General features: G+C 68.0%; 11 protein-coding genes. All 11 read right to left on the bottom strand.

All coding sequences use genetic code 11. From position 1 onward, the window contains the following. Window position 1: 1 nt before the first annotated feature. The gene (locus AB5970_RS17430; RefSeq protein ID WP_370505211.1) at window positions 2-742 is read right to left on the bottom strand and encodes a hypothetical protein; all 741 of its coding nucleotides are present in this window, start codon (window positions 740-742) and stop codon (window positions 2-4) included. A 61-nt stretch (window positions 743-803) separates the two neighbouring features. Further along, window positions 804-1,502 (bottom strand): fimbrial assembly protein, encoded by a 699-nt coding sequence (locus AB5970_RS17425; RefSeq protein WP_370505210.1) that lies wholly within the window; start codon window positions 1,500-1,502, stop codon window positions 804-806. Further along, window positions 1,499-2,563, bottom strand: a complete 1,065-nt coding sequence (gene pilM, locus AB5970_RS17420; RefSeq protein WP_370505209.1) for a type IV pilus assembly protein PilM — start codon at window positions 2,561-2,563, stop codon at window positions 1,499-1,501. The genes AB5970_RS17425 and pilM overlap by 4 nt, the downstream gene beginning before the upstream one ends. A gap of 101 nt (window positions 2,564-2,664) precedes the next feature. Further along, window positions 2,665-3,450, bottom strand: coding sequence for a prepilin peptidase (locus tag AB5970_RS17415; protein ID WP_370505208.1), 786 nt, complete (start codon window positions 3,448-3,450; stop codon window positions 2,665-2,667). A 277-nt stretch (window positions 3,451-3,727) separates the two neighbouring features. Beyond that, entirely contained in the window at window positions 3,728-5,566 is a 1,839-nt protein-coding gene (locus AB5970_RS17410; protein ID WP_370505207.1) for a hypothetical protein, read from the bottom strand. Window positions 5,567-5,619: 53 nt separating this feature from the next. Next, complete coding sequence (locus AB5970_RS17405) at window positions 5,620-6,324, bottom strand: PilW family protein (RefSeq protein ID WP_370505206.1); 705 nt, start codon at window positions 6,322-6,324, stop codon at window positions 5,620-5,622. A gap of 56 nt (window positions 6,325-6,380) precedes the next feature. Further along, window positions 6,381-8,306, bottom strand: a complete 1,926-nt coding sequence (locus AB5970_RS17400) for a type IV pilus modification PilV family protein (protein ID WP_370505205.1) — start codon at window positions 8,304-8,306, stop codon at window positions 6,381-6,383. 138 nt (window positions 8,307-8,444) lie between these two features. Continuing rightward, window positions 8,445-8,906 (bottom strand): type II secretion system protein, encoded by a 462-nt coding sequence (locus tag AB5970_RS17395; RefSeq protein ID WP_370505204.1) that lies wholly within the window; start codon window positions 8,904-8,906, stop codon window positions 8,445-8,447. Between the two features lie 228 nt (window positions 8,907-9,134). Continuing rightward, the gene (locus AB5970_RS17390; RefSeq protein ID WP_370505203.1) at window positions 9,135-9,563 is read right to left on the bottom strand and encodes a type II secretion system protein; all 429 of its coding nucleotides are present in this window, start codon (window positions 9,561-9,563) and stop codon (window positions 9,135-9,137) included. 167 nt (window positions 9,564-9,730) lie between these two features. Then, window positions 9,731-10,963, bottom strand: coding sequence for a type II secretion system F family protein (locus tag AB5970_RS17385; RefSeq protein WP_370505202.1), 1,233 nt, complete (start codon window positions 10,961-10,963; stop codon window positions 9,731-9,733). Further along, window positions 10,963-12,134, bottom strand: a 1,172-nt coding sequence (locus AB5970_RS17380) for a type IV pilus twitching motility protein PilT (protein WP_370505201.1), incomplete at its 5' end; no start/stop codon positions are given. The genes AB5970_RS17380 and AB5970_RS17385, both read right to left, overlap by 1 nt.

The raw sequence follows: 12,134 nt of genomic DNA, 5'->3' as shown, positions 1-12,134 counted from the left end.
GTCAGCGACCGGTGATCGGGACCAGCGGGTTCTTGCCGGGCACCGGACCCGGCACGGCTGGAGGAGCCGCGGCGGGATCGACGGGTGCGGGGACAGCAGCCGCATCCGGGATGGCGTACACGAAGCCGCCGATGACCATCTCCTGGTCACCCACAGCGGTGGACGGCTTCCCGGCAGTCGCGTCGGCCTGCTGCTGCGCGGTCGACGCGAAGCCGGACACCAGGAAGAGACGCGGCGTCGTGTGCTGCAGGTCGTACAGGAAGGCGAGCGTGTTGTCGTACGAGCCCAGCACCGTGATGGAGAACGGGATGTCGGTCATGCCGGCGGGGACACCGCTGGCAGGCGCCTCGGCTGCCGTCGACCCGTCACCGCTCTCGGCGGCGGAAGCCGCCGCCTCGGTGCCCTCGGCAGAGGCGGGGGCCGGAGCCGGTTGTTCGACCGGCGTCGCGAGCTCCATCGACTGTCCCGCGGACGGCGTCACGGCGGTCAGGGTCACGGAGTGCGCGACCGCGATCTGGTCCAGCTGACGCAGGTAGTTCGCCAGGTCACCGTCGACGGGGATCTGCGTCCGGATCGCCGCGAGGCTCGCCTGGTACTCGGGAAGCTTGGCGAAGTCGGCCTTCAGCTTGGTGACCTTCATCGCCAGCAGGTCGTTCTGCTGCCGCGTCTGCTCGGCCTGCGAACGCAGGTCGGCCGCAGCGGACAGCGTCGGGGAGATCGCGAGGAACCACGCCGCAGCCACGATCACGATCGCAACGAAGACCGTTCCGCCGACCCATGTGCTCTTCTTGGCGCCGCCCATGTCAGCCCTCCCCGTCGGTTGCGTCGAACCGGTGCGTGTAGGCGGCATCGGTGACCTGCACCGTGCCCGTCACCTGGTAGTAGATGCCGTGCTCGTCCTCGGTGATCGCGGTCGAGCTGACCCACGCGTCGGCGAAGCCGGGAACGGAGTTCAGCGCGTCGATCCACGCCGCGGTGTCGGGGATCGTCGAGGTCCTGGCCGAGTACTGGATCTGCCCGATGCTCGGGCCCTGCAGAGAGTCGGCCGGAGGAGCCGCCGGTGTCATGGGAGTCGCCTGGACGACGTTCATCGTGTCGATGCTGACGTTGGCCGGCAGGACCGCGGCCAGCGCGTCGATGTACTTCTTCCAGTCCACGTCGGTGGACATGCCCAGAGTGCGTCCACGCTCGGCCTCGTTGAGTGCACCGAGGACCTGCGGAACCTCTGCGTACTTCGCCTCCTCGGCCTGCAGTCGTGCGGTCGCGTCCTGAGCGTCCACGAGCTCACCCGCGGCGCTCGCGCCGGAGATGAGCGCGAGACCGAACCCGCCGACGCACGCAACGACCGTCACGATGAGGCTGATCACGAGCCAGCGCTTGGTCGCGCGCAGCCCTCGGGCAGCGCGGACCTCGGGGGGCAGCAGGTTGACCTGCGGAAGGGTGCCGCTCAGGGCGCTGCCTCCGCCCGACCGAGAGCGCGGACGTTCGATGAGGGTGGTCATGCTGCAACTCCGTAGGCCAGCCCGACGGGGAGGGCGATGAAGGACTCATGTCCGTTGAGCGCCTCGCGCTGAACGGTCTTCGCAGACCGGAGCCCGGCCAGCGGGTCGCCGAGGGTCACCGGCAGGCGACTTGCGCTCGACAGGTACTGCCCGAGACCGGGCAGGTGGGAGCCGCCGCCGGTCAGCACGCAGACGTCGATCCCCGCTCCAGGGTTGTTGCCCGCGTAGTAGACGAAGGTGTTGCGCACCGACTCGACGAGGGCACGGACGACGGTGCTGATCGCTTCCGCGGCGTCCGCTCTCTCGGGACCGACGGCGTAGCCGATACCGACCTCGCGCTTGACGGCCTCGGCCTCCGCGGCGGCGATGCCGAGGGAGCTCGCGACGGCGGCCGTCACGTTCTGGCCACCGGTCGGCAGGGACCGGACCAGGCGCGGCGAACCGTGCGCGGAGATCACCACGGTCGTGATGGTCGCGCCGATGTCGACGAGAGCAGCAGTTCCCTTCGCGAGGTCGCCGCGAGCCAGTGCCCGGTGCAGAGCGAATGCGTTCAGGTCCACCATCCGGGGCCGAAGCCCGGCACCCTCGACGGCGATGACGTTCGCGTTGACGGTGTCGCGCTGGGCGGCCACGAGCATCCCGTGCACGGTACGGCCCTGAGGACCGTCGAACTCCGAGGTCGGGAAGTAGTCGAGCAGGGCGTCGTCCGTCGACATGGGCAGCAGCTCGCTGACCTGGAAGGGCAGCGACGCCTTGAGCTGCGCGAGCGGCATCCACGGCAGGTCGAGCTCGCGCACGATGACCCGCTGGTTGCCGACGCCGATGACGACGTCCTTCGACTCGAACTTCGCCTGCGCCCAGAGCTGGCGCAGAGCGCTGGAGACGGTCTCGGGCTGTACGACCTCACCGTCGCGCACGGCGCCGAGAGGTAGTGCGACCTGACCGAAGCGGACGAGTGTCGGGGGCGTCTTGCCCGTAGGCCCGCCGTTCCCGAACTCGAGCTCCGCAGCGCGGACGCAAGACGAGCCGATGTCCAGCCCGATGACGCGTGTGGTGGCCACGAGGGTCCTTCCGACGGACGGTTGAGTTCATTCGTCCTATCGGGTGTAGTGCGACCCGACTTGAGGCGGATCCGGGAATGAAACTGGTGCTCCCCCGCTGCTCAGAGCACCGCGAGGTACCACGACCACAAGGCTTCACCGAGGACGATGCCCACAGCAGCGCCGAGCAGCATCCACGGCCCGAAGGGGATCCCCGACTTGCGCCCGGCCCGACCGGAGAAGAGCAGCGCGACGGAGAAGATCCCGCCGAACAAGAAGGCGGAGAACCACCCGACGAAGAGCGCGCCCCAGCCGAACCATCCGAGGTACAGCCCGAGGACTCCTGCGAGCTTGACGTCACCGAATCCCATACCGGCCGGATACACGACCACCGTCACGAGGTAGATGGCGTAGAGCACGGCAGCACCGATGAGGGCGCGCACGAGTGCCGCCCAGTCGGGCGTGCCCCCGGGGTTCCAGCTGGCGAGCGTCAGGAGCGCGAAGGCGACCGGGTAGCTCGGCAGGACGATCGCGTTCGGCAGCCGTTTCGTGTCGAGGTCGATCAGAGCAAGGGCGACCGAGATCGCCACCAGGTAGAGGAGCGCCGGCAGGACCCAGGAGGGGCCCGTCCACCAGGCCGTAGCTGCGAAGAGGACGCCGGTTGCCGCTTCGACGATCGGATACCGAGCGGAGATCGGGTTCCCGCAGTCACGGCACCGGCCGCGCAGCAGCAGCCACGAGAGAACGGGGACGTTGTCACGCGAGCGGATGGCGTGACCGCACCGCGGGCACGCACTCGGCGGGTGGGCGACCGACTCTCCGCGCGGAACCCGCCAGATGACGACGTTGAGGAACGAACCGATCGCGAGCCCGACGATCCCGGCGACGACCACCAGCAGCGCGGTCACGGGTTGCCGTCCCCGCCGGAACGGCTCCGGTCCGCCGGCGAAGCGAGCGCGGTGGCGATGTCGGTCAGCGGTCCGTGCGCGAGCCCAGCGTTCACCACCGGGACGCGCTTCCGTTCAGCTGTCCAGACCGGCCCGGGGCGCTGCGTGTGTCCATGAGGAGGGTGATCGGCTCGATGGCGACGGAACCTGAGGCGTTCTCGAGCACAGCTTCTGTGGCGCGAACGCGGGACGGCCGCCACGGGACAACCGTGGCGGCCGAACCCGACGTCGTCGCCTCTCAGTTCTTGAGCGCCGTGGGCGTCCTGATCTCGCCGAAGTAGCGCTGGGACCACTGCGCGTTCACCCAGCGCGGGAAGTACGGCGGCGCCGCGTACTTCAACCGGGTGTCGTAGACGTACTTCTTGAGATAGCCAGTGTCGCCGTTGCCGGTGCCGACGATGCCGCGCCAGCGCTGGGCGATCGAGCCGTCCACCCGCAGCTGCCCCTCGCCGGTGCCCTTGTCGTAGCGCTGGACGTAGAACGAGTGCTGCAGGGTCTGGATCGACCCCATGATCTCGATGCCGACGAAGTCGGTCGACCCGGTGGGAGCCGGGTAGTTCGCGGGCCAGCCCGTGACGGCCCCGGCGCCGGTGCCGCTCTCGGTCGGGTTGGTGTCGTCCCACTTGCAGGTCGACGCCGTCGGGCACCCGGACCCGGTCGCGTTCACGCGAGCCATGTACGGGTGGAAGACCTCGACGGTGTTGGTCGCGACGAGCCCCAGCATGTCCGACCCGTTGAGCCCGCCCGCGAGCATGATGTCGCCCGTGGCGACGATCGACTGCTCGGCTGCCACGGTCACGCGGCCCTTGACGGTGCCCTCGACGTAGACGTTGCCCTCCTGGCAGTACTTCGTGGTCTCCTTCATCGTGGCGTCGTAGGTGTAATACGACGTCCCCGTAGCGGGCTTGGCCGCGGCGAGCGCCTTCGTGTAGGTCCCCAGCGGGAGCGCGGAGCTGCCGGTCCCGCCCAGCTGGCCGGCGTCGCACCGGGAGTGCGTGCCGGACGCACCGCCCACCTGGATCACCATGTTGTCGGGCACCGTCACGTTGGCCCCGGCGGTGCTGTCGAGCGCGGTCAGCGACCCGCAGTCGAGCGAGGTGATGCCGGGCGCAAGGATCGCCGTCGGACTACCGCCTCCGTTGACGACCTTGTTCCACACCGTCATCGTCCCGTTCGAGTTGAAGATGATGCGGGTCGAGCCCTTGTAGTGGCAGCCGGGGGCGGCCGTGAAGGCGGAGGACGTGTCGTCGAGGTACAGCGCGGTCGAGTACTGCGGCTTGACCCCGCTGAAGTTGGCGGTGCTGTACGTGCCGCTCGTGAGTCGCAGGCAGTACTTCCAGGTCGTGGTGACGGCGGTGACGTTCTTGCAGTCGGGGTTCGCCGAGAGGAAGCCCCCGGTGAACGTCGGGTTGTTCGCCGAGACCGAGTCGTTGGAGAACACCGAGCCCTCCAGGGTGTCGCCCGTCGCGAACGAGATCTCCTGGCAACCGTTGGTCGAGCGACCTTCCCACCAGTACAGCGCGCTGTCGTACCCGTTGAGACCGCACGCGGTCTTCTGGGTCGCGTTCAGCGCATCGACCCGGGCCTTGGTGTACGCCTGCACGTTGGACGGGTCGGCCGACTCGAAGTCGGTGTAGTAGACGTAGTCGGTCGAACCGCCCTTGCCGACGGCCGCCTCGACGGTCCGGTACTTGCCGTTGACGCGCCCGGTGGACCGCACGGTGATCGTGCCCTCCGTGCCCGCGCGCGACGAGTCGATCGAGTAGTGGAAGTAGGCCGCCTTGGGGCCCGTGACGCCCGGCGAGACCGGGAGCCACCCGACAGGCGTCGCGCTGGTCCAGCCACACAGGTTGCCGGTGACGCCCGGTCCCCTGAGCGCGACGTTGGTGCAGTCGATGGACGAGTAGTAGCCGTCGTCCCTGTTCAGGCGTGCGATGAGGTCGTCGATGCCTGACTGCGCGGCAGACATCGTCGCGGTCGTGTCCTGGTCGTACCGCGCGAAGCGCTGGTTCGAGACCGTGTAGGCGAGCGCGGTCATCGCGAGCATCGCGAGCACGAGCATCGCTCCGATGACCATGACGAGAGCGATGCCCTCGTCATCTCCTCGCCGGGGCGTACGCCATGACCTGGTCACGGGGTCTCCTCCTGTCGCAGGACGGCCTGCGCGTTGGGCAGCGTCAGGCGCTGGATGTATGTCGTGGGATCGACCTTGATGCCCGTCTTGGCCTGCACGGACACCATGAGCTCGACCGACAGCACGTGGGAGAGGTCAAGGGACGAGAGCGACCCTCCGGCGGTGGCGGGCGACAACCGTGCGCCCACTCCGTCGTAGTACGCGAAGATCGGCTGACCGCTCGACTGCACGCCCTTGGCGACCGTCCGTGTCTTGAGCCTCGCCTTGCACGTGGCCGACGCCCCGACGGCCTCCGCGTCGCAGTAGACATAGCCCGAAGCGGTCGGCACGTTGGAGTCCGGGACCTGGATCTTCTCGACGAGGTCGCCGGCGGTCGTGCCGCTCGTCGAGAGCGTGTAGGTCACCCGGCTCGGGCCGACCGAGTTTCCGGGGTTGTTGATGTTCGCGTAGAACTGGACGGCGAAGTCCTTGCCGACCACGAACGCGTCCTGTGTGCACCCGGAGCAGGTGGACGTGAGCTGGCTCGGCATGACGGCCGTCCGGAGGTTCCGGCTCACCGTCTCGACCACCACCCGCGCCGTGTCCACCTGGTTCTGCCGCGTGGTCGTCTGGCCGTTGGTCTTCATGAAGCCGATCGACAGCGTCATGATCGCGGCGAGCACCACCCCGAAGATCAGCATGGTGACGAGGAGCTCGGTCAAGGAGGTCCCGCGCTCGGGGTGTTCGCTGGCCGGGACGTGCCGGCGCAGTCGGGTCGTCACGGTCCCACCGATCCCGTGCCGGACGCCCTCGTGAGCGACGCGGTCGCAGGTCCAACCACGTACGTCCCGACCGCCGTGCACCCGATGCTCCCGTTCGACCCCGTCTTGTTCCAGAGGTACGCGTAGTAGGTGAGCTGACCGGACGTCGGTCGGGGCACCGAGGAGACGGACAGGCTCTGTCCGTTCGCCGTGGTCCCTGTCGTCGACGTGTACTTGGTGCCTGTCGTCGGCACGGTCGTGGCCGTGCACGTCCCGCTGGTCACGGCGGTGCTGATCACGAGGTAGCGCGACGCGGTGATGTTCGACATCGTCAAGGTCGAGTACAGCGGCGTCGCACCCCATGTCTTCTGGGTGTCGGTGCCGTACGTCGTCGCGAACGAGTTGATCAGATCGGGATAGCTGGTGCAGGTGCCGTTGTAGGCACCGTCCGTCTGCCACACCCACCAGCTGCCCGCGGGGAGATCGATCAGAGCGCTCCGCGCGCCGTCGACGTTCATGGCCAGAGCGGCCGACGGCGCGGGGCACGTCGTCGCTGAGGTGATCCCCGACGCCTGCTTGTTGACCGCCCAGACGGTGCCCCCCGCGGGGACGCTGACCAGGCGGAGGCGAGTCGCGGCCCACGCGACGTCGTTGTTGTCGCCGGAGGCGAGACTCTGACCGGTCGGACCGGGCGAGCAGGCGAACTGTGTCCCGCTCGCGTAGAAGTCGTACAGCCCGGGCATCAGAGTGAAGTGGGCAGCGCCGCCCGACACGGCGGCACTGACGCCGACGCCGGCGGGGCAGGTTGCAGCTGTGCCCGCCGGCACCGCCAGCACGCTCGTCGTCCCTGCTGGCATCAGGGTCGCGTCGACGGTCGCCATCTCGAACGGCACGTCGATCGTGACGGCCCCCCCGGCGGGTAGCGGCGTGACGGTGTACCCGGACGTCGGTGCAACGCTCCCGAAGTACGCGCCGTAAGACGTGGGGTACAGGCCGGTGAAGGTCGTCGAGACGCCGGTCGCCGTACGGGCGCTGGCGCCGCTTGCACCCGAGTACTGGGTGGCGACGAGCGTCAGCGCCGAGCCGGCCACCTGGGCGTTCGTCAGCGCCTGGCCGTCGGAACGCACGAGTCGCACCGTGACGCTGCCGGCTCGGCCGACCGTGAAGCTCGCTCCGGCATAGATCGATCCGGGGTTCATGAGCCCCGTGGCCTTGCTCGGGTTCACGACTCCGGAGAGGTCGACATAGCTCGAGTCCGCGACCTTGACCGTGTACGAGGTCCCCCCGGTGGCGGGAGTCACTCGGATCACCGCACAACCGGTGGAGTCGGTGTAGGCCGAGCTGGTCGCCCCGCCCGTCGCCGTCACGAGGATGCCGGACAGCGGTGCGGCCGACTGGTCGAGCACCTTGGCTGCGACGAACGAGTCGGTCGAGGGGATACCCGTGTCCTTGTCCGGAGCCAGGGCGGCCGTGCTGACCACCGGCTTCACGGAGCGCATGTTGGGCCAGGTCACCGTCACGGTGATACCGAGGCTCGGGTAGGCGACGAGGGAGCCGCCCTCGCACGCCGACGCCCCGGTACCGGAGATGTTCCACTCCGCGAGCCGCTTGACGGTGTAGGTCTGGCCGTCCAGCTTCAGGGGCTGCCCGGCGGTCCCGCCGGCGAGAGGGTGCGGATTCACCACGAGGCCGGCGTTCGCGAGGTCGATCGGACCGGAGTCCGAGGCCGCGAACTGCTCGCGCACGAGGTCGATCTCGCGAGCCGCGAGGTTCGCCGCCCCAATGCGGCTCCGGTTGGTCACACCCTGCGCCTGGGCGTTCATGATCACGCCGATGACCGCGAGCGACATCGTGCCCATGACCACCATCGCGATGACGAGCTCGATGAGCGAGAACCCGCTGTCGCGCTGCTCACCACTCCTGCGTCGAGACGCCGTGACCATGTTGTGCCCTTCCACCGGAGGCCGGATCACCCGAGACGTAATGCCCGGTCGACGACTCGGTCGTCTACCGATCTGGAACTGCCGAGATGGGGTGGGAAGCACATGCTTCCCACCCCATCCGACGATGAGCCGTCAGGCTCAGCAGGCGCCAGCCTCGAGGCCGGCAGCGGCCGAGTACTTGAAGCCGACGACGGCCTTGTCACCCGACGCGTCCGTCACGTCGACGCACCACGACTGGTCGTGCGAGCCCGCACCGACGAACTGCACGCCGTCGCCGAGGGCGACCTTCTTCGACGCGTTGCCCAGGTCGGAAGCGGCACCGGCACCGGCGGCGATCTGGTACTTGCCACCGGTCGCGGCCGTCTGCGACAGCGTCGGGTCGGTCGTGCCGTCGTAGTCGACGTAGTACGTGGCGATCTCCTTGCCGAGGGTCGACACGTCGGCCTTGGCGGCCGTGTCCTCGGCCTTCTTGCGCTGGTTGAGGAACACCGGGATCGCGATGGCCGCGAGGATACCGATGATGATCATGACGACGAGGAGCTCGATAAGGGTGAAGCCCTTGTCCTTCTCCTCGATGGACTTGCGGATACGAGCGATCACAGCGAGCTCCCTTGTTGTCGTGAGTTCCAGAAGTTCAGTGCCGGATGACCAGGCCACGCCAGCATGCAAATCTCATATCGTCGGCGCCGGCTCGCTCCTTGAGCCGAAAATCCCGCGCTGACAGTACGTTCACCCGGTTGGAGCAACGTTTCCGACAAAGGCGCGGCAGAATGCCGGAGAGGGCCGGCCGACAGTGTCGGCCGGCCCTCTCCGTATGACGCAGCTGGATCAGCAGGTGCCGTTCTCGAGGCCACCGGCCGCCGAGTACTTGAAGCCCGTGACGGACTTGTCACCCTTGGGGTTCGTGACCGACACGCACCACGTGGTGTCGCTGCCCAGTCCGGCGGTGGTCCCGAGGACGACGTTCTTCGAGGCGTTGCCGATGGACGCGCCGTTCACCATCCACTTGCCAGCGGTCGGGCCGGCGATCGTGACGGCCGTGGTCCCGTCCCAGTCGACGAAGTAGGTGGCGACCTCCTTGCCGATGGTCGACACGTCGGCCTTCGCCGCGGCGTCCTCGGCCTTCTTGCGCTGGTTCAGGAACACGGGGATCGCGATGGCCGCGAGAATCCCGATGATGATCATGACGACGAGGAGCTCGATAAGGGTGAAGCCCTTGTCCTTCTCCTCGATGGACTTGCGAACGCGAGCGATCATTGTCAGCTCCCCAGTCTGTGATGAATGCATTTCGATGTCACGGTCAGTCCGGCTGGGCCGGGTCAGTCATGCATCCCGAGCATCGACCGCGTCCGCACCGATCTTGAGCGTTCGATCGCTACCGCCAGACATTCACTCGACCGGCTCAGCACCGTTCGTCCGAAATGTCAGCTGATCAGGTTGAAGATGCCGAAGATGGGCATATACATCGCGATGACCATGGAGCCGACGATGGCGCCGATGACGACGATCATGAGGGGCTCGATGAGGCTCGTGAGCTGCTCGGTGGTCGACTCGACCTCCTGGTCGTAGAAGTCCGCCACCTTGCCCAGCATCGTGTCGAGCGCGCCGGTGTCCTCGCCGACGGCCATCATCTGCACCACCATCGGCGGGAAGACGGGGTGCTGAGCGAGGGGGCCGGACAGCGACTCGCCACGTCGGACGGACTCCTGGACCGCCTTCGCCGCACGCTCGATCACCAGGTTGCCGCTGGTCTCGCCGACGATGTCGAGGGCCTGCAGCAGCGGCACACCGGCGTGGATCATCGTTCCGAAGTTGCGCGTGAACCGAGAGACGGCGATCTTGCGGAAGAGCTGCCCGAAAACGGGCACCTTGAGCTTCCAGGGGTCGGTCCGCTCCCGGATCCCCCGGTCGTTCTTGTGCTTGCCCCACCAGACGGAGAAGATCACGAGCGCGACGACGGTCGGGATGATCGTGATCTTCACGAACTGCGACAGCCACATCAGGATCTTCGTGGGCAGCGGCAGCTCGCCACCGAGCGATGCGAACATGCCGGCGAAGACGGGCACGATGAAGAGCAGCATGCCGGTCGTGGCCAGGATCGCCACGATGAAGACCACGACCGGGTAGGTCATCGCGGACTTGATCTTCCCGCGGAGCTTGACCTCGGCCTCGAAGTTATTGGCGATCGAGACGAGCACCTGGTCGAGGAATCCGCCGACCTCGCCGGCCTTCACCATGTTGATCATGAGGGGCGGGAAGACGTCGGCGTGCTTGGTCAGCGCCGTCGAGAACGCGGTGCCCACCTCGACGTCGTTGCGCACCTGAGCGATCACCTTGGCCAGCGGCTTCGACTCCGTCTGCTCGGCGAGGATCGTCAGGGCGCGCAGGAGCGACAGGCCCGAGTCGATCATCGTGGCCAGCTGCCGCGACATGATCGCGAGGTCCTTCAGCGAGATCTTGTTCCCCCCGAACCCAGGGATGTTGATCTCGGTGTTGAAGCCGCCCGTGCTGACCTCGGAGATCGAGACGGCCGCGAGGCCCATCTCGCGCAGTCGGTTGGCGACCGCAGCCTGGTTGGCCGCCTCGACGCGGCCCTTGACGATCTTGCCGCCCTTGTCCCGGACGGCGTACTCGTAGGTCTTCGTCCCGTTGGCCATCAGAGCGCCTGGCTTCCGTACGAGGAGCCGCCCATGCTCGCCTGGTCACCCAGGCCTGCGGCGCCCTGCGAGCCGCCGGAGAACCGGCCGGTCAGTCGGTTGAAGTCCTCCACGTGATGGCACTTCTCCAGCCCGGTCTCGTAGCTGATCTTGCCGGTCTTGACCAGCTCGGACAGGTGCTGGTCCATGGTGTGCATGCCCTGCTTGGCGCCGGCCTGCATGGCCGAGTAGATCTGGTGGGTCTTGCCCTCGCGGATGAGGTTGCGGATGGCCGGCGTGGCCACGAGCACCTCGGTGGCGACGGCACGGCCGGGCGAGTCGGCGCGCTTGGCCAGGGTCTGGCAGACGACGCCCTGGATGGCGCCGGCCAGCTGCGTGCGCACCTGCGCCTGCTGGTGGGCCGGGAACACGTCGATGACGCGGTCGATGGTCTGCGCGGCGTCCTGCGTGTGCAGGGTGGCGAAGACCAGGTGACCGGTCTCGGCGGCGGTGAGGGCCACCGAGATGGTCTCCAGGTCGCGCATCTCGCCGACGAGGATGATGTCCGGGTCCTGCCGCAGCACGTGCTTGAGCGCGTTGGCGAACGAGTGGGTGTCCTGGCCGACCTCGCGCTGGTTGACCACGCACTTCTTGTGGCGGTGGAGGAACTCGATGGGGTCCTCGACCGTCATGATGTGGTCCTCGCGCGTCCTGTTGGCCAGGTCGACGATCGAGGCGAGCGTGGTCGACTTGCCGGAGCCCGTGGGGCCGGTGACCAGCACGAGCCCGCGGGGCAGGCCCGCGAACGTGCCCACGACCGCCGGGACGCCGAGCGCCTCGAGCGGCTTGATCTCGTAGGGGATCACGCGGAAGGCGGCGCCGATCGACTCGCGCTGCTGGTAGATGTTCACGCGGAACCGGGCCAGGCCGCGGACGGCGTACGAGAGGTCGAGCTCGAGGTTGGTCTCGAACTTCTCGCGCTGCTTCTGCGTGAGGAACGCGTACAGCGTGCGGCGCAGGCCCTCGGGCTGCACCTGCCCGAAGCCGTCGAGCGCCTTGAGCGAGCCGTTGATCCGCACCATCGGGGTGGTCCCCGTGGTCAGGTGCACGTCGGACGCGCCGAGCCGCACCATCTCGGTGAGGATCTCGTCCATGGGGAGGTCGCCCTCCTGCTGCTCCTGACCCATCCCCC

The sequence above is a fragment of the Cellulomonas sp. ICMP 17802 genome, from assembly GCF_041295535.1.
In the GTDB taxonomy this organism is placed as follows: domain Bacteria; phylum Actinomycetota; class Actinomycetes; order Actinomycetales; family Cellulomonadaceae; genus Cellulomonas.
The sequence above is the reverse complement of the archived record's forward strand: the minus strand, read 5'-3'. Positions and strand labels throughout refer to the sequence as shown.

Coding starts and splice junctions, on each gene's coding strand:
- AB5970_RS17425 (WP_370505210.1), bottom strand. CDS start 1,502: ATGACCACCCTCATCGAACGTCCGCGCTCTCGGTCGGGCGGAGGCAGC.
- AB5970_RS17410 (WP_370505207.1), bottom strand. CDS start 5,566: ATGGTCATCGGAGCGATGCTCGTGCTCGCGATGCTCGCGATGACCGCG.
- AB5970_RS17400 (WP_370505205.1), bottom strand. CDS start 8,306: ATGGTCACGGCGTCTCGACGCAGGAGTGGTGAGCAGCGCGACAGCGGG.
- AB5970_RS17390 (WP_370505203.1), bottom strand. CDS start 9,563: ATGATCGCTCGCGTTCGCAAGTCCATCGAGGAGAAGGACAAGGGCTTC.
- AB5970_RS17385 (WP_370505202.1), bottom strand. CDS start 10,963: ATGGCCAACGGGACGAAGACCTACGAGTACGCCGTCCGGGACAAGGGC.